At 59.3% G+C, this 23,566-nt stretch carries 21 protein-coding genes and 1 pseudogene; 13 read left to right on the top strand and 9 right to left on the bottom strand.

All coding sequences use genetic code 11. The annotated features are described in order from the left end of the window. The first annotated feature begins 131 nt into the window (after positions 1–131). Together GTQ41_RS28200 and GTQ41_RS28195 are read left to right on the top strand one after the other, a co-directional pair. Complete coding sequence (locus GTQ41_RS28200) at positions 132–329, top strand: co-regulatory protein PtrA N-terminal domain-containing protein (RefSeq protein ID WP_042561901.1); 198 nt, start codon at positions 132–134, stop codon at positions 327–329. 151 nt (positions 330–480) lie between these two features. Then, complete coding sequence (locus GTQ41_RS28195; protein WP_042561900.1) at positions 481–813, top strand: DUF2790 domain-containing protein; 333 nt, start codon at positions 481–483, stop codon at positions 811–813. A gap of 373 nt (positions 814–1,186) precedes the next feature. Here GTQ41_RS28195 and GTQ41_RS28190 read toward each other — a convergent pair whose 3' ends face one another. Further along, complete coding sequence (locus GTQ41_RS28190; RefSeq protein ID WP_217325398.1) at positions 1,187–2,512, bottom strand: OprD family porin; 1,326 nt, start codon at positions 2,510–2,512, stop codon at positions 1,187–1,189. 326 nt (positions 2,513–2,838) lie between these two features. On the opposite strand from GTQ41_RS28190, the gene GTQ41_RS28185 reads away from it, so the two are divergent. The 6 genes and pseudogenes from GTQ41_RS28185 (at position 2,839) to GTQ41_RS28160 (ending at position 8,212) form a co-directional block, all read left to right on the top strand. Further along, positions 2,839–3,012 carry a hypothetical protein gene (locus GTQ41_RS28185; protein WP_230679402.1) on the top strand — a complete coding sequence of 58 codons (174 nt, stop codon included), beginning with the start codon at positions 2,839–2,841 and terminating at the stop codon, positions 3,010–3,012. 141 nt (positions 3,013–3,153) lie between these two features. After that, positions 3,154–3,713, top strand: a pseudogene (locus GTQ41_RS28180) (arsinothricin resistance N-acetyltransferase ArsN1 family B). 107 nt (positions 3,714–3,820) lie between these two features. Next, a complete protein-coding gene (locus GTQ41_RS28175; protein WP_140396033.1) occupies positions 3,821–4,213 on the top strand; it encodes a hypothetical protein in 393 nt (130 codons plus the stop codon). Between the two features lie 252 nt (positions 4,214–4,465). Next, positions 4,466–5,392, top strand: a complete 927-nt coding sequence (locus GTQ41_RS28170; RefSeq protein ID WP_047297376.1) for a LysR family transcriptional regulator — start codon at positions 4,466–4,468, stop codon at positions 5,390–5,392. A gap of 102 nt (positions 5,393–5,494) precedes the next feature. Further along, on the top strand, positions 5,495–6,121 hold the full coding sequence (locus GTQ41_RS28165) for a glutathione S-transferase family protein (protein WP_047297375.1): 627 nt from the start codon (positions 5,495–5,497) through the stop codon (positions 6,119–6,121). 60 nt (positions 6,122–6,181) lie between these two features. Further along, positions 6,182–8,212, top strand: coding sequence for a pyridoxamine 5'-phosphate oxidase family protein (locus GTQ41_RS28160; RefSeq protein WP_047297374.1), 2,031 nt, complete (start codon positions 6,182–6,184; stop codon positions 8,210–8,212). A gap of 114 nt (positions 8,213–8,326) precedes the next feature. Here GTQ41_RS28160 and GTQ41_RS28155 read toward each other — a convergent pair whose 3' ends face one another. Genes GTQ41_RS28155 through GTQ41_RS28120 form a run of 8 tightly spaced genes read right to left on the bottom strand, consistent with a single transcriptional unit; the run spans position 8,327 to position 17,332 of the window. Next, positions 8,327–9,457 (bottom strand): glycosyltransferase family 4 protein, encoded by a 1,131-nt coding sequence (locus GTQ41_RS28155; RefSeq protein WP_047297373.1) that lies wholly within the window; start codon positions 9,455–9,457, stop codon positions 8,327–8,329. After that, positions 9,458–10,588 carry a glycosyltransferase family 1 protein gene (locus GTQ41_RS28150; protein WP_047297372.1) on the bottom strand — a complete coding sequence of 377 codons (1,131 nt, stop codon included), beginning with the start codon at positions 10,586–10,588 and terminating at the stop codon, positions 9,458–9,460. After that, positions 10,572–11,948, bottom strand: coding sequence for a glycosyltransferase family 1 protein (locus GTQ41_RS28145; RefSeq protein ID WP_047297371.1), 1,377 nt, complete (start codon positions 11,946–11,948; stop codon positions 10,572–10,574). The genes GTQ41_RS28150 and GTQ41_RS28145 overlap by 17 nt, the downstream gene beginning before the upstream one ends. Continuing rightward, entirely contained in the window at positions 11,945–13,210 is a 1,266-nt protein-coding gene (locus GTQ41_RS28140; RefSeq protein WP_047297370.1) for an ABC transporter ATP-binding protein, read from the bottom strand. Before GTQ41_RS28140 ends, GTQ41_RS28145 begins: the two co-directional genes overlap by 4 nt. Then, positions 13,210–14,007: an ABC transporter permease gene (locus GTQ41_RS28135; RefSeq protein WP_047297369.1), complete on the bottom strand. Its 798-nt coding sequence runs from the start codon at positions 14,005–14,007 to the stop codon at positions 13,210–13,212. Before GTQ41_RS28135 ends, GTQ41_RS28140 begins: the two co-directional genes overlap by 1 nt. Beyond that, positions 14,007–15,449: a mannose-1-phosphate guanylyltransferase/mannose-6-phosphate isomerase gene (locus GTQ41_RS28130; protein WP_047297368.1), complete on the bottom strand. Its 1,443-nt coding sequence runs from the start codon at positions 15,447–15,449 to the stop codon at positions 14,007–14,009. Before GTQ41_RS28130 ends, GTQ41_RS28135 begins: the two co-directional genes overlap by 1 nt. Positions 15,450–15,452: 3 nt before the next feature. After that, the gene (gene gmd / locus GTQ41_RS28125) at positions 15,453–16,421 is read right to left on the bottom strand and encodes a GDP-mannose 4,6-dehydratase (protein ID WP_047297367.1); all 969 of its coding nucleotides are present in this window, start codon (positions 16,419–16,421) and stop codon (positions 15,453–15,455) included. Continuing rightward, positions 16,418–17,332, bottom strand: coding sequence for a GDP-mannose 4,6-dehydratase (locus GTQ41_RS28120; protein ID WP_047297366.1), 915 nt, complete (start codon positions 17,330–17,332; stop codon positions 16,418–16,420). Before GTQ41_RS28120 ends, gmd begins: the two co-directional genes overlap by 4 nt. A gap of 427 nt (positions 17,333–17,759) precedes the next feature. On the opposite strand from GTQ41_RS28120, the gene GTQ41_RS28115 reads away from it, so the two are divergent. Genes GTQ41_RS28115 through GTQ41_RS28095 form a run of 5 tightly spaced genes read left to right on the top strand, consistent with a single transcriptional unit; the run spans position 17,760 to position 23,518 of the window. Further along, complete coding sequence (locus GTQ41_RS28115; RefSeq protein WP_047297508.1) at positions 17,760–19,367, top strand: glycosyltransferase; 1,608 nt, start codon at positions 17,760–17,762, stop codon at positions 19,365–19,367. Next, on the top strand, positions 19,361–20,665 hold the full coding sequence (locus tag GTQ41_RS28110) for a glycosyltransferase (protein WP_047297365.1): 1,305 nt from the start codon (positions 19,361–19,363) through the stop codon (positions 20,663–20,665). Before GTQ41_RS28115 ends, GTQ41_RS28110 begins: the two co-directional genes overlap by 7 nt. After that, a complete protein-coding gene (locus tag GTQ41_RS28105) occupies positions 20,662–21,546 on the top strand; it encodes a bifunctional 2-polyprenyl-6-hydroxyphenol methylase/3-demethylubiquinol 3-O-methyltransferase UbiG (protein WP_047297364.1) in 885 nt (294 codons plus the stop codon). Before GTQ41_RS28110 ends, GTQ41_RS28105 begins: the two co-directional genes overlap by 4 nt. Next, on the top strand, positions 21,543–22,697 hold the full coding sequence (locus GTQ41_RS28100; protein WP_047297363.1) for an acyltransferase: 1,155 nt from the start codon (positions 21,543–21,545) through the stop codon (positions 22,695–22,697). The genes GTQ41_RS28105 and GTQ41_RS28100 overlap by 4 nt, the downstream gene beginning before the upstream one ends. After that, complete coding sequence (locus tag GTQ41_RS28095; protein ID WP_047297362.1) at positions 22,691–23,518, top strand: class I SAM-dependent methyltransferase; 828 nt, start codon at positions 22,691–22,693, stop codon at positions 23,516–23,518. The genes GTQ41_RS28100 and GTQ41_RS28095 overlap by 7 nt, the downstream gene beginning before the upstream one ends. The last annotated feature ends 48 nt before the right edge of the window (positions 23,519–23,566 follow it).

The following is a 23,566-nucleotide window of genomic DNA, read 5'->3' as shown; positions in this document are numbered from 1 at the left end:
CAAAGCCTCCTATCGAGATTCGATGGGGGGCTTTTTTATGTGCGCAACATAACGAATCTGTAATCTAGGCGCCACCGTGTTGATAGGTTCGAATTGATACCCTAAGAGTGTCAACTAGATGAGGTGTCAGTATGAAAATTGCTCAAATTTTTGCTCTTGCGAGTGCTTTAGTCCTTTCTTCAGTTGCTTTAGCCGAAGGTGGCGGAGACAGAACCTTTGAGAAAATGATGGTCGCAAATGATCTAGCAATGGAGAAGTACGTGGCTAAAGAAGGAAAAATCGAGCCAGTAGTGTCAAGTGATGCTAAAGATGAGACTGATGAAATGTAAATGTAGCAGTACGCTGAATAAAAAAAACCGCTTCCGGTTTCCGGTTGCGGTTTTTTTTGGATGGCAGATTGGACATCGGTAATCCTGGCGCCACACCTACGCAATGTTCTAGTTGATATTCTGGTAACTGTTAATATATGAGGTACTCAATATGAAATTCATGAGCATTATTACTCTCGCTGGAACTCTGGCGTTATCCTCTCTTGTCTCTGCTGAAGGGGGAGGAGACAAAACCTTTGAGAAAATGATGGCGGCTAATGCTAAAGCTATGGAGCAGTATGCTATTAGCCAAGGGAAAAGCGCACCTGTAGCGAAACAATACGAGTACGGAATGAAGATGGATGTTGTGAAAGTGATCAGTGTGGTGCGGCCTGCAAAAGTCTGCGCGGTGGTGCCAGCCGCCATGACTTATGAAGATTCAAATGGGCAGCTAAATACGATTAGGTACACTGTGGCTGGAGAGTGTCGCAAACGTGGTGGCTAGTAGCTATCCTACTATCTGAACAATCTATAACGCTCGACTGATATGAAAAATAGGAATCGGGCGTTTTTTAGATTCGCTTCGAACAGGTATAAAAAAGACGTCCCGAGGGACGTCTTAAAAATTCACCCTTTTCCGAAGGAGCTTCTAAAGGTGAAATTGTAGCTTTAACTGAGCAACAATGAGTTTCCAGATTTTCACAGGCTTGCTACTTGTCTGTAGAGATCTAACCAGATGCGCTAGCTAGATTCCTAATAACTCCCACTCACTATAAGCAATCCTAGTTAACGTGGAGATGATTGAAAAATTACAATTTTGAAATTTTCAATCAAAAATGGGACAATTTAGAAGAACCGAGAATTTTCCCGTTTAGGTATTACAGAATGGCGAGTGGGTACTCAACAATCACACGGACCTCATCCAGATCCGATTCAAAAGCGGTTGCGCGAGTATTCGCTTGCCGCAAGCGGAAAGACATATCTTTCAAGGAACCTGTCTGAACGACGTACTTCACCTCAATGTCGCGCTCCCAACGTTTCTGATCTGTCAACGGGTTCCCGTCTGCATCGCGCCTCATGTATGTTGCGTTAGCGTTGGAATAGTCAGCGTCGGTGCCGCGACCATAACGTGTCATAAACGACAGGCCTGGTACGCCGTACGAGCTCATGTCGAGGTCGTAGCGAACCATCCACGAACGTTCTTTTGGCGAGTTAAAATCGCTGTATTGGATCGAGTTGTCGAGAAAGATAGAGTCCGACTGACGCAGATAGTCGAAGTCGTCATTACCATTATTTCGCTGGTGAGAAAGTGCAAGTGAGTGCGCACCATACTTCACGCCAACTTTAGTGCTCCAAATATTGTTGTCGAATTCTCCCAGCAGTTTCTTTCCTTCATCAACGGCCTTGTAGTAATTCACGCCACCGAATACAGAAAGCTGATCAGACAGTGAGTAATTCAATCCCGTGCCCGCATAGTATTGATTCCAAGCGTCTTTGAGGCGACTGGAATAGAGACTAACGATGATATTTTTGTTAACGTTGTAGTCGCCGCCGAAATAGCCTACCCAAGGTGAATTAACAGGCCCTGCATAGAATGTCGCGAAGTTGTCGCGCATATTGCTGGAGACTGGTTGGCTCATGGCGTGCAGGCGACCACCTTGAACAGTCAGTCCTTCAATGCTGGTATTGGTCGCGGTTACACCGCGGAAACTTTCGGGTAGTAGTCTTGAGTCGCCAGAAGCCACGACGGGGTTCGCTGGAAAAACATCACCAACTTTCACTACTGTGTCAAAAGCGCGAACCTTTGCTGCCCCACCGACTTTTGTGTACTCATCTCGAGCCTCACCATCGCCATTGACAGGCAGTACATCGAACGAACTACGACCACCATTTCGACCGTCACCCGTATCAAGCTTCAACCCAATCATCGCGAAAGCATCGACGCCCACACCGACAGTGCCTTGAGTAAAACCGGATTCAAATTTACTGATGATCGCGTGCGACCAAGTCTCTGAATAACCATTGCCTGTGGGGCTTGATTGCCCGTTACGATGGTCACGATTGAAGTAGAAATTTCGATTTAGCACGGAAAGACTACTATCTTCGATAAATCCCCCAGTCTTTTCCTCTGCGAATGCCATGGAAGGCCCAGAACTGACAACCAACGCTAAAGCGGCCATTGAGAATTTTGTATTGTTATCCATTAATCACTCCTTAGGTTTGGCAGAACTAGTAAGTTCTTCGGCTGGAATTATTGTTTACGGAAAGCGCGTTGCGCTTTCGTATCGTCGCCGACTTGTATCGTTGCAATTTGAAGATAACAGGGAGATGATTGAAGAATTACAATTCTGTAATGTCTGTATTTTTTTTCAAAAAAATATTTCTGCGGCACATACCCACCGATGAGTGGCTCCTATTTACAACGAATCTTCGCATGTGTCTCCTGACGGGCGGCATGATTTAAACTTGAAGCGCATGCGTAGGGGCCGACTGGTTTTTAAGTGCGAATCCGGCGGTGACGATTGCTCGCGTGTTCACCAATACATTCTCGGGGATACGGATGTCAGACGTAGCGCTGTTCATCATCGCGCAGTTTTTCGGTGGGTTAACGGCGCTGTTCCTGGCGAAGGTTCTCGGTGCTAAAGACGTTGTCGTGGATATCCCGCAGCCTAGTCCCCATGAGCAAAAGCTCACAATTCACTGAACGATGCTCTCTACGGTTCGTGGATGCGGTAAGCCCGCTCAAGGCGTAGTTCACGTTCCTATCGCGACATCCTGAAGGGCTAGGCCTTAAGGTGGTTCAGCCTTTCAAACGCGATTTTTTAAAGGGGCAGTAAGGAAAGACATGAATTACAAAGTGAGGGTTGCTACACCATCTGATGCCCCTGCCATCCAGATTATCTATGCTCCAATGGTTTGAACTCAGTCATCTCGTTCGAGCTGATACCACCGACTGTTGATGAGATGGCATCAAGAATAACCGCAACACTACCGCCGCATCCCTATCTGGTAGCCGAGGTGGAGGGCAACGTCGTTGGATACGCTTACGCAAGCGAGCATCGAGCGAGAGAAGCCTATCGATGGTCGGCGGATGTCACCGTGTATGTTGATCCGGCTGTGCACCGAAAAGGGGTTGGTCGTGCGCTTTATCAGCAGCTTCTACCAGTTCTAGAGAAACAGGGGATTCATGCAGCCTATGCCGGCATTGCCTTACCCAACGCAGGAAGTATAGGTATCCATGAAGCACTCGGGTTCACCCACATCGGCACCTACCCAGAGGTTGGGTTCAAGCACGGCCAATGGCATAGCGTGGATTATTGGCGTAAACCGATTTGTGCTGTGACGCCGCCAATAGAAATCATCCCGTTCAGTGAGATAAAGGGAGAGTTGAGAAACCAGGTGTGAGGCGACCTGGCTACTATTCGTCGCCATCGGTACCAGGCTGTTCGCTGAGAGCTATGCTTATGGATGATTCACGTTCGAGTCAGTTTACCGACCGGCTGGAGGGATGAATGAATTTGGCGGCGTTTACCTCGCTGCTTTCCGCAGGCGAAAACATAAACGGGTGCCCACTCCCCGATTTAGATGCAGTGACATTCGCAGGTCTGCATTTTCCTTCCCGTGCATATTGCCTTGTTGCTGATTGGGTAATCTTGGATCTCGAAGTTACAACACGTCAACGAATAGCCATCACCGATAGAGGGCTTATCCCTGCCTTGGTTTACGCATTGACGGTTATCCAAGATAGAAAAGGTCGTTTTGCGCCTGGTGATTGGGTCAGATCAACGTTGGGGGTTTCCTTCACTCACAACTGCTTGTTTGAGACGAAAAATACGGTTTATGTGCTTATGGGAGCCGGCCGTAGGTTGCGCACAGATTTAGACATCGCACTGAGCTTGTGCTGAAGACCGCAGATTATGCTGCTCCCCTCCTGACCGCTTACTTCAGTTGTTGGTGTCACACTATGTTGGGAGCAGCCCGGCCCTGTATTTGAAGCGCAGCCCATCTGTGTCAATCTATGTTGCTGTTGTCTTTATCGCGAATCATCCTACAGACCCCGATTTACGCGATGGGTTGTGTCAAACTATGTTGTTGGTACCCAACCCGCAAAAATCGCAGCCTCGGCTGCGATTTTTGTATTCGACTCGAGGGCATCCATGGACCGCTTCCAGGAAATGCAGATTTTCGCCACGGTGGCTCAGGCGCAGGGCTTCTCGGCAGCGGCGCGACGCCTTGGCTTGTCCGCCGCCAGTGTCACCCGCGCGGTAGCAGCGCTGGAGCAGCGTATTGGCACGCAGTTGCTGATCCGTACCACACGCAGTGTGCATCTGAGCGAAGCGGGTCAGCGTTATCTGGAAGACTGTCGGAGAATTCTCGCCGAGGTGCAGGAAGCCGAGGATTCGGCGGCCGGCAGTCATGCCCAGCCCCGCGGGCAATTGACGGTGACCGCGCCGGTTTTGTTCGGCGAGCTGTTTGTCACACCGCTGATGGCGGCTTATCTGACGCAATACCCGGACGTTTCGATCAATGCGCTGTTGGTTGATCGGGTGGTGAGTATGGTCGAGGAGGGCATCGATGTCGCGGTGCGCATCGGTGAGTTGCCGGACAGCAATCAGCACGCAATCCGGGTTGGCGAAGTACGGCGGGTGATCTGTGCGTCGCCGGCCTATCTGGCCCGGTACGGCCGCCCCGAGCATCCACAGGCACTGGCCGGCGCGCCGGTAGTGGCGACCTCGGCCATCGGCCAGTTGCGCAGCTGGCCGTTTGTGGATCAGGGCGAAGCGATCAGCGTGCGGCCTGAACCGAGGCTGGTGGTCACCGCTAATCAGGCGGCGATTACTGCGGCCTGCCTGGGTTTGGGGCTGACCCGGGTGTTGTCTTATCAGGTTGCCGGCAAGGTGGCCTGCGGCGAGCTGGAAATTGTCCTCGCCGACTTCGAACTGCCGCCGCTGCCGATCCATGTGGTGTATCAGGGCGGGCGCAAGGCGCCGGCGCGGGTGCGCAGTTTTGTCGACCATGCAGTGAAAGCCTTGCGAGAGCATCCGGCGCTGCAGAACGCAGCGTTATTTCATCCAGTGAAATAATCGATTGCGATTGCTGGTGATTCTGTTGCTTTGAGGATGGGGGGAAGATGGCCTCCATCGGCGCTGCCATCCCGAACGGCGCCACCTCCAGCGGAGTCGACCATGCAAGCGATCAAACTCTACAACTTCCCGCGTTCCGGCCACGCCCATCGGGTGGAGCTGATGTTGTCCCTGCTGCAACTGCCGACCGAACTGATCCTGGTCGATCTGGCCAAGGGTGAGCACAAGCAGGCGCCGTATCTGGCGATCAACAGTTTCGGCCAGGTGCCGGCGATTGACGATGACGGCGTGGTGCTGGCCGACTCCAACGCGATTCTGGTGTACCTGGCGCTCAAGTATGGCAATGGTCGCTGGCTGCCGACCGATCCGCTGGGTGCGGCACGGGTGCAGCGCTGGTTGTCCGCCGCTGCCGGACCGATTGCTTTCGGACCTGCTGCTGCCCGATTGGTGACGGTGTTTGGCGCACAGTTGAATGCTGAAGAAGCGATTACCCGTGCGCACAACCTGCTCAAAGTGATGGAAGTGGAACTGGGCAAGACCCCCTATCTTGCCGGCAACGAGCCGACCATCGCCGACGTGTCCGCCTACAGTTATATCGCCCATGCGCCGGAAGGCAACGTGGCGCTGGACGACTACGCCAACGTGCGTGCCTGGCTGGCGCGGGTTGAAGCCTTGCCCGGTTTTGTCGGCATGCCGCGCACGGTCGCTGGTCTGCAAAAGACTGCCTGAGGTTCAGCCCTGATCTGATCGAGTTATCCACAATGCGCCGGCGGCGCGGGGAGAGGCGTGATGGAACGTTCACCGTGGCACGCTGGCGAGCAACAACTGCAGGCCCATGTCGGCGTCGCCGAGCGCATGGAGGCCTTTGGCCGAAAAGTGATTCGCGACTGGATGCCGGATCAACACCGCGCCTTTTATGAGCAATTGCCGTTCATGCTGTACGGCGCGGTCGATGCTGACGGGCGTCCATGGGCCAGTGTGCTCGAAGGCGCGCCAGGGTTTGCTCATTCGCCTGATCCCGGGCATCTGCATTTCGCCAGCCAACCCGCTGCTGATGATCCAGCGCAATTGCGCAATGGCGAACCGATCGGATTGCTCGGCATTGAATTGCATACCCGTCGCCGCAATCGCCTCAACGGTCATGTCGCCAATCTCACCGAGCAGGGTTTCGAGGTGAGCGTGGATCAGGCTTTCGGCAACTGTCCGCAATATATCCAGCTACGCCAGTTCCAGCGCGTACCGCTGAGCGATCCGCAGACGCGGCCAGCGCAGCACGGCAACGGTCTTGATGACGCGGCTCGGGCGATGATCGAAGGCGCCGACACCTTCTTTGTCGCCAGTTACGTCGATGCCGACGGACAACGTGCGGTGGATGTTTCCCATCGTGGCGGGCAGGCCGGATTTGTCCGGGTCGAAGGTAATCGCCTGACCATCCCGGATTTTGCCGGCAACCTGCACTTCAACACGCTCGGTAATCTGCTGCTCAATCCCAAGGCTGGTCTGCTGTTCATCGACTTTTCCACAGGCGATGTGCTGCAACTGAGCGGGCGGACCGAAATCATCCTTGAAGGGCCGCAGATTGAAGCGTTCCAGGGCGCCGAGCGTCTGTGGACATTCGAGGTCGAGAAACTCGTGCGGCGTCCGGCGGCACTGGCCCTGCGCTGGCGCTTCGACGGCATGTCGCCCACCAGCCTGCTAACCGGCACCTGGGCCCAGGCCGAAGCACGCTTGCAGGCCAAGGCCTTGGGTGACCGCTGGCGGCCGCTGCGGGTAACTCGCCTCGAAAGGGAGAGCCAGCACATCCGCTCGATCTATCTGCAACCGGACGACGGTGCAGGGATGCCAGTGTTTCAGGCCGGCCAGCATCTGCCGCTGCGCTTCACTCTGAACGGGGAAACGCATATCCGCACCTACAGCCTGTCGAGTGCGCCATCGGATGATTTCCTGCGCATCAGTGTGAAACGCGAGGGCTTGATCTCAGGCCATTTGCACCAGCAGATCCGGGTCGGCGATGTTCTTGAGGCACGGGCGCCACAGGGGCACTTCACAGTGGCGCCGCTGGAACAACGGCCGCTGGTGCTGCTGGCGGCGGGGGTTGGCATTACGCCGTTGCTGTCGATGCTGCGCGAGGTGGTGTATCAAGGCCTGCGCACCCGGCGGATTCGGCCGACGTGGTTGCTGCAAAGTTCGCGCAGCCTGGCCGATCAGCCGTTTCGCCAGGAACTTGATCGCTTGCTGGAAAGTGCTGGCGACGCGGTGCGGGTGATTCGCCTGCTCAGCCAGCCGGAAGCCGACGTGCATGAAGGCGTGGATTTCGACCGCCGTGGGCGTATCGACGGGGCACTGCTGCGCGAACTGCTGGAGGTCGAGGATTACGACCAGATCGATTTTGCTGTGTGTGGCCCCGGCGCTTTCACCCAAGGTGTCTACGACGGTCTGCGCGAGCTGGACATTCGCGACGCGCGGATCCATGCCGAAACCTTCGGCCCGTCGACGCTCAAGCGCCAGCCAGACCCGGATGCGGTGGTCATCGAGCAGCCACCGGCCGCGATCACGTCAGTGCCGGTGATGTTCGAGCGTTCTGCCAAGGAGGCGCGCTGGCAGCCGGACGGCGGCAGTCTGCTGGAGCTCGCAGAAAGCCGTGGCCTGCGCCCCGAGTTCAGTTGCCGTGGAGGTTCGTGCGGCACCTGCAAGACACGCCTGGTCAGTGGCGCGGTGAATTATCCACAGCCCCCGGCGGACATGCCGGAAGCGGGGCAGGTGCTGATTTGCTGCGCGGTGCCAGCGCAGAGCGAGCAGTTGCTGGTGCTGGATCTGTAACGCAATTCTCCTGTAGGAGCTGCCGCAGGCTGCGATCTTTTGATCCTGGGTTTTTACAATCAAAAGATCGCAGCCTGCGGCAGCTCCTACAGAGGATTGGCGTGTTGTGGTGGATCAGGCGTAAGACAGGTCTTTCTCTTCGAGCAGCTCCTGATACAACGCGGTCCACTTGCGGCCCATCTCGTCGGCGGTGAACAACTGCCGGTACCGCGCCTCGGCCTTGATGCCCATGGCCGCCGCGCGTTCGGGGTTTTCCCAGAGGGTACGCATCGCCTCGCGAAACGCCTGTGGATGACTCGGTGGCACCACCAACCCGGTTTCGTTGTGGATATTGATGTAGCTGGTGCCGGTGCCGATCTCGCTGGAGATCATCGGCTTGCCGTACATCGCGCCTTCGAGCAGCGAAATGCCAAACGCTTCGGAGCGCAGGTGCGAGGGGAATACGATGGCGTAGCTCAGTTGCAGCAGGGCGACCTTGTCTTCATCACCCAGACGCCCGAGGAAGTGGATATTACGCAGGCCCAGCGCGGCGGCCTGGGCATGCAGTTCCAGTTCCAGCGGCCCGGCACCGACGATGACCACCGGATAATCCACGTCCTTCAAGGCATCGAGCAGGATGTGCAGACCCTTGTAATAACGCATGACCCCGACGAACAGGAAAAACTTGTCCCCAAGCTGTTGGCGCCAGCGATTTATGCGTTGGCTGTCGGCCTGTGGATAACCCGCCTTGTTCAAACCGTATGGAATCACCCGGGTCTTGTCCTGGAATTGCTGCAACACGTCGCTGGTGTGCAGGTAGTTCGGCGAGGCCGCGACAATCCGGTCGGCGCTGGCCAGGAAGCGGTTCATCAGCGGGCGGTAGAGTTTGAGCAGATGTTTTTGGCGAATGATGTCGGAGTGATAGGTCACCACGCTCGGTTTGTTCAGGCCGCTGGCAAAGTGCACCAGGTCCATGAAGGGCCAAGGAAAGTGGTAGTTGATCACATCGGCTTCGGCCGCCAGTTCGCGAAACTGTTTGAACACGCTCCAGGAAAACCCGGTGGAGGCGAACTGGATGTCGAGTCTGGCGCGATGCACTTCGTGTGAGCCGAGTTGCATCACGGGAGGGGTCGGGTCGGCGCTGAGGGTCAGCACCTGACCGTCGATGCCGTGATGCGCGCCGCTTTCGCAGAGCTGGAAGATCACTTGTTCGATGCCGCCGACCGAATCTGGCAGGTACGTCTTGAAAAAATGAAGAACTCGCATTCAGCCTCCCATGGCCTGGCGGTAGGCACCGGCGGTGGCCTGTGCGCAACGTTCCCAGGAAAATAGCCGCGTCCGGTGCAATCCGGCTTCTCGGCAGGCCTGCCAATGCGCTTGATCGTCGATCAGGCGGATCAGCGCATCACGCAAGCCCTGTGCATCATCAGCTTCAATGTAGTTGCCCGCCGCGCCGGCGACTTCCGGCATGGCTGAAGAACGGGTGAGAATCACCGGAGTGCCACTGGCCATGGCTTCCAGTACCGGCAATCCGAAGCCTTCATACCGCGACGGAAACACCAGCGCCCGGGCGCCGGCCAGCAGTTGCGCGACCTGTTCATCCGGCAGATAGCCGAGCAGGCATACGTGACCCGACGCGAGGGCCTGGCGCAGCTCATCGCTGAACTGCGTCTGCTGCCAACCGGCCATGCCGACGATCAGCAGTGGAAAACGCTGGCGCACGGCCTCCGGCAGCAGGGCATGGGCGCGCAATGCCAGGCTGAGGTTCTTGCGCGGCTCCAGAGTGCCGACACACAGGAAATATTCGCGCGGGGCAACGGCATGTGCCTTGAGCACCGCTTCGAGGGCGTCGGGTTGCCGTGGGTGGAAGCGTTCGGCCACACCCAGTGGCGCCACCACAAAACGCTCGGCCGGCAGACCGAACCAGGCTTGGGCCTCGTCGGCAATTGCCCGCGAGTCGGTGATGATCCGTTGCGCCTGTTGCACGCCAGCCGCCAGACGCCGTTCGATTTCCTTCAGGCGCGCCAAGGGCTGGGTCTCAGGAAAGTGCAGATGGGTCAGGTCGTGCAGGGTGATCACGGTCGGGCCATCGAAGGCCAGCGGCCACAGGCTCGGCTCGTGATACAGGTCGATGCCTTGCGTGCGGCCCTGATCGAAACGTTTCTGTTCCAGCCAGCGCCGCGCCTGATAGGCCCCGGGGATCTGCCGCAGCAGTGGCGTCAGGCGCGAGTAGCCGGGCATGGCCGCTTCCGGCAGGGCCGAGCTCCAGCCCCAGCCGTGGAACAACGCCACTTCGACATCGGTTGTGTCGCGCAAGGCGCGGACCAGTTCGGCGACGTAGTGGCCGATGCCAGTGCGTGGCGCCTGAAGAATCCGCGCGTTAAGAGCAATGCGCATGCTGGCCTTCGGATGCGGGCAGTGGATGGTTCAGGTTGCGCTCGATGCGCTGCACCAGTTGCGCGCTTGCTTCGCGCCAGCTCAGCCAACGCCATTGGTCGAGGCTCAGAGGTGCCGGAAACTCACCCGAGCGCTCCATCCCGAGCACCAGGTCGGTAAGGCTCTGCGGGTTGTGCAGGTCGAAATACGCCATGTAATCGCCGCCGATTTCGCGGAACACCGGAATGTCGCTGGCCATCGCTGGCAAGCCGCGTTGCATGGCTTCCACCAGCGGCAGGCCGAACCCTTCGACATGCGACGGGAATACCAGCGCGGTGGCGTGGGAATAGGCGTGCTCAAGGCTTTTGTCCGAGAGCGAGTTGAACATGAACAGGCGACGGTTCAGTTGTGGATGCTGGCGGATCCGCTCGATCAGGGCTTCGCACTTCCAGCCGATTTTCCCGGCGATGCACAAGCGCGCCGTGGAGCCAGCCGCCCAGGCACGTTCGAAGGCATCGAGCAGGTAGGCGTGGTTCTTGCGCGGCTCGATGGTGCTGACCATCAGGAACACCGGCTCCGGGGTCTTGAACAGGTTCAGCAGGTTGCGATCGACCTCGGCTGCGGCGTCGGTCAGGTCCAGTTCGGAACCCAGGTGGAAGTAGTCGAACCAGCGCTGCTGGACCTGTTGCGTGCCGATCCGGCGCACCATCTCCTGGCGCACCTGATCACGAATGGTGGTCGAGATCGCGACATAGCCGTCAGCGGTGCGCGCGATCCAGTCGAACCAGTCATTGAACACCTTGACCAGACCCGCGTCGCAAAACTGCGGATGGGTCAGCGGGATCAGGTCGTAGATTACCGAAACGATACCGACGCCGTCGCGTTTGAGTTGTTCGGCCAAGGGGAAAAAGTTGGCGTGCCAGGAGGAATCGAGCAACACCAGTTGATCGCCGGCCCGATGTTGCAGCGGCACGCAACGTTCGGGGATCGGTTTGCCCTTGAGCAGGCGCCCGAGCACGCGCATCGGCAGGCTGAAACAGGCGAACGCCGTGAGCCGGCAGAGCACGTACAGCACTCGCCGGGCGAAATGCGACTGGCTGAAAGGCCGGCGTCGTTCCAGAGCGCGATGGCGCAACCAGAAGCTGTTGGCCCACTGTTCCAGCTTCACCCGCAGGCTGGTCAGATTGATTGTCGGGGTTTTGATCGGCGCCAGGCTTTTCACCTCATACAGGGCACCGTCGAGCATCACCACCGGGATGCATTCGCGCTCGGCGTGGGCTTCTGGCAACTGTTGAATGACGTTGCGCACCACGCGTTGAATGCCCGAGTTGGCGGACGGGTGTTCGAAAACGTAGGTGCACTCCATCAACAGTCGTGTCATCGCGAGATCTCCTTGTCTGCCTGCTGCGCCGGGTGTTCGCTGGAGCGGCTGATCTCGGTCCGGGCCTGCAGCCATGAGCAACCGACAAAGTCTTCCTGACGGTTGTTGATGACGTGGAAGACCAGACCGTAATCGCGCCATTCGAAATTGCGATCCAGATGCGAATCCAGACGCGACAGGCTCAGCGCCACCGAATAGCTGCCCTTGCCCAGGCGCATGTCGAAGGCGAAGCGGAACGTCACCTGCTCTCCGGCGCTCAGGTCGCTGATTGCCTGGTCCTGGCGATGGGTATTGATGCCGTAGATCGCCTGGCCGAGGCGATCCTTGATCAGAAAGCCCAACACCAGTCGTTCGATGTCCTCGCGCACCTCGGTCTGCACTTCCAGCACCACTGGCTGGCCGACTTCCGCCACTTCCAGGCTGCGCCCTTGAGCGTCGAGCAGGCGCACGCTGACGATCCCCGCTTCACCAGTCCCGGAAATGGTCTGCACCTGGCCGTTGGCGAGCATTTCCTGGCGCACGATCTGCCCTTCGCGCTGGGCAAGCATGGCGTTGTAGTAGTCCATGACCTCTTCGGGTTTGCCGCGCATGGCCAGGCGGCCGTTCTCCAGCAGGATTGCGGTGTCGCAGATCGACTGAATCGCCGAACGGTCGTGGGACACGATCAACAGCGTGGTGCCAGCCTTGCGAAAGTTGCGGATGCGCTCGAAGCTTTTGTGCTGGAAGTAGGCATCGCCCACCGACAGCGCTTCATCGACGATCAGGATATCCGGACGACGTGCGGTGGCAACGCTGAAAGCCAGGCGCATCTGCATGCCGCTGGAATACGTGCGCACCGGGTGATCGATGGCTTCGCCGATTTCGGCAAAGCTTTCGATCTGCGGCATCAAGGCTTCGATCTCTTCGACCTGCATGCCCAGTAACTGGCCGGCCATGAACGCGTTCTGACGCCCGGTGAAATCCGGGTGGAAACCCATGCCCAGTTCCAGCAGCGCGGCCACGCGACCTTGCAGTTGAATCTGCCCGCAGCTGGGTTGCGTGGTGCCGGTGATCATCTTCAGCAGCGTACTTTTGCCCGCGCCATTGACCCCGACGATGCCGACGGCTTCGCCGGGCTGAATCTCGAAATCGATGTCCTGCAGGATCCAGTGCAAGTGGTGCCGGGTGCCGGAAAACGGCACCAGCCACTCGAACAACCGGCTCCAGCGATTGGGGTATTGCTTGTAGGCCTTGCCCAGGCCGCTGACGCGTATATGTCCCATCAGAGTTCATCCACCATTTCGCCGACACGTTGCCGGAACAGGCGCAGGGCCATGGCGCAGAACAGCAGGCCGAGGATCAGCAACGGCAGCAGCGACGGCCAGTTCGGCCACTGGTTGTAGAGGAACAGGTTCTGGTAACTGGTCATCAGTGCCGTCATCGGGTTCAGGCTGATCAGGTGCTGGATGCCCGGCGGCAGGATCGACAGTGGATAAACGATGGGGGTCAGCCAGAACCAGAATTGCAGGCAGATGCCGAACATCTGTCCGACATCGCGGAAGAATACGTTGAGGATGCCGAGGATCATCCCCAGCCCGGCGGCGAAGATCACCTGCACCAGCAACAGTGGAATCAGCGCCAGCAAAGCCATGCCGGGCAGGCGCCCGCTGATCAGCAGAAAACCGAAAAACAGCGCCAGGATAATCGCGAAGTTGATCCCGGCGTTGAGCAGCGCAATCACCGGCAGGCAGATCCGCGGGAAGCTGATTTTCTTCAGCAGGTTGGCGTTTTCCAGAAACATGCTCTGGCTGCGCGAGGTGATTTCCGCGAACAGTCCCCAGGTCAGCAGGCCGGCGCACAGGTACACACTGTAGGCCAGGCCGTCATCCACACCCGGCAGGCGCGCGCGCATGATCTGGGAAAAGATCACCGTGTACACGACGATCATCGACAACGGGTTGAGCACGGTCCACAGCGCGCCGAACAGCGAATTGCGATAACGCGCCTGAAACTCCCGCTTGACGCTGCCGAGGATGAATCCGCGGTAGCTGCGCAGCGAGCGATACAGGGAAAGCAGCATCAAACCGTCCTGCCGTATTGGTCTTCGAAGCGCACGATATCGTCTTCACCCAGGTATTCGCCGCTTTGTACTTCAATGATCACCAGGTCGATCACGCCGGGGTTTTCCAGGCGATGGCGGTGCCCGGCGGCAATGAACGTCGATTCGTTCTTGGCCACCAGATGCGTGCCGCTGCCGTTGTTGGTGACCTTGGCCATGCCTTCGACCACCACCCAGTGTTCGTTGCGGTGATGGTGCATTTGCAGTGACAGCTTGCCGCCGGGCTTGACCACGATGCGCTTGATCTTGAAGCGCGGGCCTTCCTCGAGCACCGTGTAGGTGCCCCACGGACGGCTGACCGTGCGATGCAGGCGGTAGGCTTCGTGGGACTTGTCCTTGAGCTGCTTGGCGACGCGCCGCACATCCTGGGCACGATCGGCGTGGGCCACCAGCACGGCGTCGGCGGTGTCGACGATGATCAGGTTATCCACACCCACGGCGGCCACCAGCCGGCCTTCGCTCTGCACGAAGTTGTTGTGACTGTCGATGAACACCGCTTCGCCGCTGGCGCGATTGTTGTCGGCATCGGCCGGTACCAGTGCTGCCACGGCGCCCCATGAACCGATGTCGCTCCAGTCGAAACCGGCGGGCACCACCACGACTTTTTCCGAGCGTTCCATCAACGCGTAATCGATGGAGATGTCGGTGATCTCAGCGAACAGCGCTGCTGACAGTTCCTGTTGCAGACAGCCGACGGTTTCCACCGGGGCGCTGGCCTCCATGCAGGCGCGGGTCTGCTCCAGCAACTCCGGTGCGTGCAATTGCAGCTCGTTGATCAGGGTCGCGGTGGTGAAGCAGAACATGCCCGAGTTCCACAGGAAGTTGCCGCTTTCCAGGTAATGTGTGGCGGTTTGCAGGTCAGGCTTTTCCACGAAACGCTGCACTTTTGCCGCGCCTTTGGCATCCAGTGGCGCGCCGGTTTCGATGTAGCCGAAGCCGGTTTCCGGGGCGGTCGGCAGTACGCCGAAGGTCACCAGATAACCGTCCTTCGCCAGGTTGACCGCGTGTTCGACGGCGCTCTTGAGGGCTTGCTGATTAACGATCAAATGGTCGGCGGGCATCACCACCATGATCGCGTCGTCACCGTGCAACGCTTGCAGTGACAAGGCCGCCGCAGCAATCGCCGGGGCGGTGTTGCGCCCGGTCGGCTCCAGCAGGAAGTGTCCACGATGGCGCGACACGTGGGCGGCGCAATAGTGATCCTTGCTCTGGAAGTAGTATTCGCGGTTGGTCACCGTAACGATGTCGCCCCAGCCGTCCAGCAATGCGGCGGCACGCTGATAGGTCTTGCCCAGCAGCGACTGGCCGTCGGGCAGGGTCATGAACGGCTTGGGATGGCCCTCGCGGGACACCGGCCACAGACGAGTGCCGGCGCCGCCGGACAGAATCACGGGGATCAGCATGGCCTACTCCTTGGCGACGCGTTTCATGTCCGCATCCATCATCATGCGGATCAGGGTGTCGAGGTCGGTTTTCGGTTTCCAGCCCAGCACGCGCTGCGCCTTGGCCGGGTTGCCGAGCAGCACTTCGACTTCGGCGGGGCGGAAGAACGCCGGGTCGATCTTCACGTAATCGCGGTAGTTCAAACCGACGTGATCGAAAGCGATGCGGCACATCTCGCGCACGGTGGTGGTGATGCCGGTGGCGACCACGAAATCGTCAGGTTTGTCCTGCTGCAGCATCAGCCACATGGCTTCGACGTAGTCACCGGCAAAGCCCCAGTCGCGTTTGGCGTCGATGTTGCCCAAGGCCAGTTCCTGCTGCTTGCCCTGTTTGATCCGGGCAGCGGCGTCGGTGACCTTGCGCGTCACGAATTCGATGCCGCGCAGCGGCGATTCGTGGTTGAACAGGATGCCGCTGCTGGCGTGCAGGTCGAAACTTTCACGGTAGTTGACGGTGATCCAGTGGCCGTAGAGTTTGGCGACACCATAGGGGCTGCGCGGGTAGAACGGCGTGTTCTCGTCCTGCTGCTCAGCCTGGATCAGACCGAACATTTCGCTGGTCGAGGCCTGATAGAAACGGGTGTGCGGGCTGAACTGGCGGATTGCCTCGAGCAGGTGGGTCACGCCCAGGCCATCGACGATACCGGTGGTCACCGGCTGATTCCAGGACGCGGCGACAAAGCTTTGTGCGGCCAGGTTGTAGACCTCGTCCGGCGCCGACTTGATCACCGCGCGCTGCACCGAGCAGGCATCGGCCATGTCACCGTCCAGGTAGACGATGTCGCCTTCGACGCCCATCTCGCGCAGGCGCCAGCGTGAATCGCTGCTGCGCCGTGCGACCAGACCGTGAACCTTGTAGCCCTTGTCGAGCAGCAGTCTGGCCAGATAAGCGCCGTCCTGGCCGGTGATCCCTGTGATCAGTGCACTTTTCATTCTTGTCGTACTCGCTGCTCCCAGTCGGACAGGATCGCCCGCAAGGATTGTTGTGTTGTAATTTTCGGCGCCCATTCCGTGACTTGGGCAAGCCTTGCATGACTGCCGCAAACGCGACGCTGATCCGCGCGGCGCATGCGCGCCGGATCCTGGACCAGTTGCAGGTCGACCTCGGCAAGGTCGGCCATTTGCTCGATCAAACTGCGGATGCTTTGCTCGCGGCCCGAGCAAATGTTGTAGACCTGCCCCGGCGTACCCTTTTCCAGCAGAGCGAAATACGCCGAGATCACATCGCCGACATCGAGGAAATCGCGCGTGACGTCAATGTCACCGACTTCCAGTTGCGCGGCTTGCAGGCCTTGTTTGATGCGGTTGATCTGGCGTGCAGCACTGGCGATGACAAAGTTGTCTTTCTGCCCGCTGCCGATGTGATTGAACGGCCGCGCCACCAGCACTGGCCAGCCTTCACTCAGGCCCCACTGCAGGCTGAGAAACTCTGCCGACAGTTTGCTCACCGCGTATGGATTGCGCGGGCAGGGCGGTTGCAGTTCGGTAATGGGCAAGGCGCTCTCGTCGACTTGTCCATAGACGTCGCCGGAACTGACATACAGGAACGTCCCGCGAAAACCGCGGGCCTTGAGGGCCTGTAACAGATTGAGGGTACCGAGCAGATTGATTTCGAGCGTTCGGCCCGGGTCACGGAAAGCTTCGGGAACGAAGGTCTGACCGGCCAGGTGAATCACCGCGTCGGGCAATTGTGGCCACAGATCGGTGAGGCTGGTCGCAGCCGTGAGATCGTAAGGCGCCGCCGCAGGCAGCAGTTCCCACGTCGAGCCAGGCTGTTCCAGATGCGACTGGAGATGTTGTCCCACGAACCCACTGAGGCCCGTGATGAACAGACGCTTTTTCAAACACTGACCCCTTGGTCTTTAACCTTCGCCACTTTCCCATAGGCTTTGGGGAAAAGTCTGTCAGGCCGGATGAGAAAGACCGGCAGGACAATCGGCAAAGTCGTTGTTGTAGTTATTTGTTACCAATCTGTGCCAAATGATCGGCAATTTCAACAGCGCAAACCGTGACCGGTCAGTTCTCGTCAGCGTAGCCCTATTTATTCTTGTCGGGCGGTTCCCGGATTCGCAAAGGATGTGTTTAGAATGGCCCTCGTCGCCATCTCCCCAGGTTCGCCGGGGTAATTGCGCAACAGGGTGAAACCAGCCACTAAAACAAGAACGAAGACGAGCTCAGGACGAAGGACGAGCAGCGGTGATCCCGACTCGATTCAGCGCCTGGTCGTCATAGCGTGAAACTGCCGGGATGGTGGTGTCACCGTGGGATGCCATGAATTTCATTCTTTACTCGGACGTCAATGACCGCTCCATCAGCCAGAGTCTGGGGCGTCCGGAATACAGCTATTACTTCGTGCTCAAGGCCTACCGTCCTGTGCTGGAAAGCCTTGGACAGGTGCACGTCGTGTCGTCGGCGGCCGAAGTCGACCCGTTGTATCGGCAGTTGCAACTGGCCGGTCAGGACTGCCTTTTTCTTTCGTTTGCGCCGCCGCATAAAACCCCGACCGACCTGCAATGCCCCGTGGTCTGCGTGATCGCGTGGGAGTACGACTCGATCCCGGATGACCCTCATGAAGATGCCCGGCATGACTGGAGCCAGATCCTGGCCCGCCACGGTCGGGCGATCACGTTGTCCAGTCACACGGCACAAGCCATTCGCCGGACCATGGGCGAAGATTTCCCGGTCCTGGTATTGCCGACACCGTTGTGGGAAGGCTTTGCCGGGGTGCGCCAGCAGTACCCTGCTGCGCCGGTCAACCCAGGCACGGTGTTGCAGATCAAGGGCTGCATTATCGATAGCCGCACGCTCGGGTTGTCCGCCGATGGGCTGATCGCACCCGCCGTCGATGTGCAGGAGCCGCAGCCCGCCGCGGTGGTTACGCCCGAAGCAGCGCCGTTACCGCCACTGACCTTGCGCCGACGTGCGTTCATCACCAAACACTACCTGCGCGAAAGTTATCGCGCCGCCGCGACCCCGACGGACCACGGGCCGCTGTTTTTGCTCAAACACAATCTGTTGCTGTGGTATCGCGAAGCCGTTCGCGACTTGCTGCCGCTCGCCCTGCGCCGCCAGCTCTTCCGGTTGCGTAGCCCGGCCCCCGAGCCGTTGCCGTCGGCCGTCATCGTCGAAACACCGCCGGTGGTCGAGCATCCGCAGGCCAGCCTGCCGGACATCAGTGCCACGGTACAGACCGAGGTCAGCGGTGTGGTCTATGTGAGCGTGTTCAACCCTGAAGACGGACGCAAGAACTGGCATCACCTGATCACTGCGTTCTGCTGGGCCATGCGCGATGTCGAAGATGCCACGCTGGTGCTGAAGATGACGCAGAACGATCTGGCAACTTACTACGTGCACCTGATTACCTTGTTGTCGCAGCTGTCGCCTTTCGCCTGCCGGGTGGTGGTCATGCACGGCTACCTGGAAGACCAAGAGTTCGCCAGGCTGTACGGTGCTGCCAGTTTCTACGTCAACGCGTCCCGCTGCGAAGGTTTGTGCCTGCCACTGATGGAATTCATGTCCTGCGCTCGTCCGGTGATCGCGCCGGACCACACGGCAATGCACGACTACATCGACGAGCGCGTCGGTTTCATCGTCAAGTCCGGCCGTGAGCCGACGATCTGGCCGGATGACGTGCGGATCCTCTACCGCACCCTGCGCCATCGTCCGGATTGGGGCTCGTTGAAAACCGCCTACGAAAACAGTTACGCCATGGCCAAAAACGATCCGGTGGCTTATCAGGCCATGGCCCTGGCGGCCAATGAGCGCATGCGCGAGTACTGCAGTTTTGCTCCGGTGCAGCAGCGTCTGGCGCAGTTTTTTCAACTGACGCCGAGTGCAAGCCCACAGCTGATCGCCGAGGCGGGGACTGCATCATGCTGATCATCATTCATTCGGAAACCAACAAGAGCAACATCCAGCAGAACCTCGGCCGGCCCGAGTACAGCTATTACTTCGTGCTCAAGGAATTCCGCCCGGTGCTGGAACGCCTTGGGCAAGTCATTGAAGTGAGCAACCCGGACGAACTGGTTGATCGCCTGTACTTCGATTGTCTGAGCCGTGGCGAAGCGTGCGTGTTCCTGTCGTTCTCGCCACCGCATCGCACACCGATTCATTACGCCTGCCCGACCATCCCGGTATTTGCCTGGGAATTCAGCACCATCCCCACCGAAAGCTGGCACGGCGAGCCACGTCACGACTGGCGCGTGGTGTTGAACGCCTGCGGCATGGCGATTACCCATTCGAGTTTCACGGTGAACGCAGTCTGCGACGTGATGGGCGCGGACTATCCGATCTGCGCGATACCCGCGCCAGTCTGGGACCGTTTTGCCGCACGCGGTGCGCAGTTGCGCAAGCAGCCTGTGGTCGAAGCGGTGCAGTTGAAGTTGCGTGGCCTGTTGCTCGACAGCCGCACGGTGGATCTGCGCGCGTACGGTCCGCCGGGGTTGCGCGAAGGCACGCCAATGTCGTTTGCCGGGCCACCGCAGGACTGCCAACTGCAACTGGACGGCGTAGTCTACACCTCGGTGTTCAACCCGTACGACGGGCGCAAGAACTGGCAGGACATGATCAGTGCCTTCTGCACCACGTTCCGTGACGTCGCCGATGCGACATTGGTGCTGAAGCTCACGCACCATGACATCGCCAATGCCCTGAATGACATGCTGCATCACTTGTACAAGAACCAGTCCTACCACTGCCGGATCGTGCTGATCCACGGTTATCTGGCGGACGCCGATTACGAAGCGCTGGTGCAGGCCACCAGCTATGTGGTCAACAGCTCCTATGGCGAAGGGCAGTGCCTGCCGCTGATGGAGTTCATGTCCTGCGGCAAACCGGCGATCGCCCCGCTGAATACGGCAATGGCCGATTACGTCGACAGCGACAACGCGTTCATCGTTGATTCCACCGACGAGCTTACGGCTTGGCCTCACGACCCACGCGCGGCTTACCGTACCTTGCGCTACATGACCGATTGGGACTCGTTGTGCGCTGCGTACCGCGACAGTTATGAGGTGGCGAAAAACGACGTCGAACGCTATGCGCGAATGTCCGGGCATGCCGTTCACAACCTGCAGAAGTTCTGCAGTCAGGCGAGTGCAGAAGAACGCCTGCGGAGGTTTTTTGCGCAGCGCGCGCAGGCCCTCAAGCCGTTGTCCGTGGAAGCTTCGGGCGCATGATCCGGCGTCTGCTCGCACGCTTGCTCCCGGTTCCGTCGCCTGCTGCACCTGAGCCTAGCGCGCAGGTCTCGCCACGGGATGTGGGGTTGCATGACGCGATTCTCGACGGCTGGTTTTTGCCGGGCAGCGGCGAGTTGCTCAAGGGCTTCGCGATCACGGCTGACGACACCTTGCTCGACGTCGGTTGCGGCGAGGGCGTGGCGACGCTGTTCGCTGTGCGGCAGGGCGCCTCGGTAATTTTCACCGACAGCGAACATGACAAGGTTCGCGATCTGGCCCGGCAGGTTGAGGCGCAGAGCACAAAGCCGAATCTGGGGCTGGTCAGCAACAGCCTGCCATTGCCGCTGGCCGCCGGTTGCGCGAGCAAAGTGGTGTGCATGGAAGTGCTGGAGCACATCGACCAGCCGGAACCGTTCATGGCCGAACTGGTGCGCATGGGCCGCCCCGGTGCGCAGTATCTGCTGAGCGTGCCGGCACCGGTGGGCGAGCACCTGCAACAAGGCATCGCCCCGGCCAGTTATTACCAGACGCCCAATCATGTGCAGATTTTCACTGAGCAGCGCTTTGCCGAACTGGTGGAGAACGCCGGGCTGGTGATCGAGCATCGGCAGGCCAGCGGCTTCTTCTGGGTGATGGGCATGATCTTCTTCTGGGCCAGCGAACGCGCTGCCGGCCGGGACCTCGGTGGCGCGGTACGCGACCGGATTCAGGCGCCGTATCCGCCGCTGATGGAAAGCTGGGCACGGACCTGGCAAGACCTGCTGGCGCAGCCCGACGGTTTGGCGATCAAGCAGATGCTCGACCGCTTCATGCCCAAGAGCCAGGTGATCATCGCCCGCAAACCGCTGGCTGGCGAAACCTGCACCGGGGACCAGCCATGAGCGCCAGGCGGATCATGGACATCGAGGTGCTGCGTGCCATCGCCGTGCTCGGCGTGCTGTTCCATCACTTGCAGGGCAGCCTGTTCACCGACACGGTGCCGCTGCTGGAGAACATTCATGCCTGGGCGCAACCGTGGTGGGGCGTTGATCTGTTTTTCGCGATCTCCGGCTTCGTCATCGCGCGCAGTCTGATCCCCGCGCTGCAAGGCTGCACGACGCGTCAGGAGTGCTGGCAGCAGACGCGCAATTTCTGGCTGCGCCGGGTGTTTCGCCTGTTGCCGTCGGCCTGGTTGTGGCTGGCGCTGATCCTGCTGGCATGCGTGTTTCTCAACCGCTCCGGGGCCTTTGGCAGCTTGCACGCCAACTTGCAGGCGACGCTGGCGGGGGTGTTGCAGTACGCCAATTTCCGTTTTGCCGACAGCTTTTTTCATTACGAATACGGCAGCAGTTTTGTTTACTGGAGCCTGGCGCTGGAGGAGCAGTTCTACCTGCTGTTCCCGCTGCTGATTGTGCTGTGCCGCAAGCATCTGGTCTGGGCCTTGCTGGCGCTGGTGGCGGTGCAACTGTTCACCCTGCGCACGCCGTTGCTGATGGTGGTGCGCACTGATGCCCTGGCGCTCGGCGTGCTGCTGGCGCTGTGGAGCGCGCAACCTTCCTGGCAGCGCTGGCAGCCGACGTTTCTGCGGCGGCCGTGGGCCGGGGTATCAGTGCTGATCGGCGTGGCACTGCTGATGAGTTTCATGGCCACCGACCGTTTCACCTTCGCGCCTTACCGCATCGGCTCGATTGCCGTGCTCGGCGCGCTGCTGGTGTGGATTGCTTCTTACAACCGCGATTACCTGCTGCCGGCGGGCCATTTGCAGCGGCTGATGGCGTGGATCGGCAGTCGTTCCTACGGCATTTACCTGATTCATATCCCGGCCTACCTGCTGGTGCGGGAGCTGATTTTCCGGCTGCAGGCTGCCGATTTGCCGAGCCCGGCCGGGCACCCGATTCTCACCTTGCTGATCGCCTTCGGCCTGATCGTGCTGCTCAGCGAGCTGAACTACCGCTTCATCGAAATGCCGATGCGCAATCGCGGTGCCGCCCTGGTGCGGCGCCTCGACACGTCCCGAACTGCCGTTTCAACCCCCGGAGCCACCTCATGCTGAGCCTATTGAAAAAACTCACGGCGGCGACGCCTGCACCGGCCCCCGCGCAACCCGTCGCCCCGGTGGCGGACAAGGTCGATCCGTACATGCTCGGTCTCTACGATGCCAAGCTCAGCGGCTGGTTCAACCAGGAGACCGGCGAGCTGTTCAAGGGCTTCCCGGTGACCGCCGATGACACCTTGCTCGATGTCGGCTGTGGTGACGGCGGCAACGTGCATTTTTGCGGCATGCGCGGGGCGAAGATCATCATCGCCGACATCGACGGCGCCAAGGTCGAGGCCACCCGCCAACGCCTGAGCGATACCCCGGCGCGCAGCGTCGAGTGCCATGTCACCGACTGTAATCCGTTGCCGATCGCCGACGGCACCGCTACCCGAGTGGTCTCCACCGAAGTCATCGAGCACGTCGACGACCCGGCGCAGTTTCTCGCCGAGCTGGTGCGGGTCGGCCAGTCTGGTGCGCTGTACCTGCTGAGCGTGCCGCACCCAAGCTCGGAAGATTTGCAGAAGGACATTGCGGCGCCGGAGTATTTCCAGAAGCCCAACCACATTCGCATCATCAGTGAAGATCAGTTCAAGACGCTGGTCAGCGACGCCGGGCTGGAGATCATCAGCCACAGCCAGTACGGTTTTTACTGGTCGATGTGGATGCTGTTGTTCTGGGAAGCCAAGGTCGATTTCAGCAACCCTGATCACCCGTTGCTCGAGCATTGGGCCAACACCTGGCAAGCGGTGCTCGATTCGCCCCGTGGTGCGCAGATCAAGCAGGCGCTGGACGCGGTCGTGGCGAAGAGTCAGGTGATTATTGCCCGCAAGCCTTGAGTCGCTCCTCTAGGGATTTGTGTACCCTGCATTTTTGTATTGGCAGGG

It is taken from the genome of Pseudomonas sp. AN-B15 (genome assembly GCF_019056475.1).
Lineage (GTDB): Bacteria > Pseudomonadota > Gammaproteobacteria > Pseudomonadales > Pseudomonadaceae > Aquipseudomonas > Aquipseudomonas parakoreensis.
This window is presented reverse-complemented; position numbering and strand designations above follow the sequence as displayed.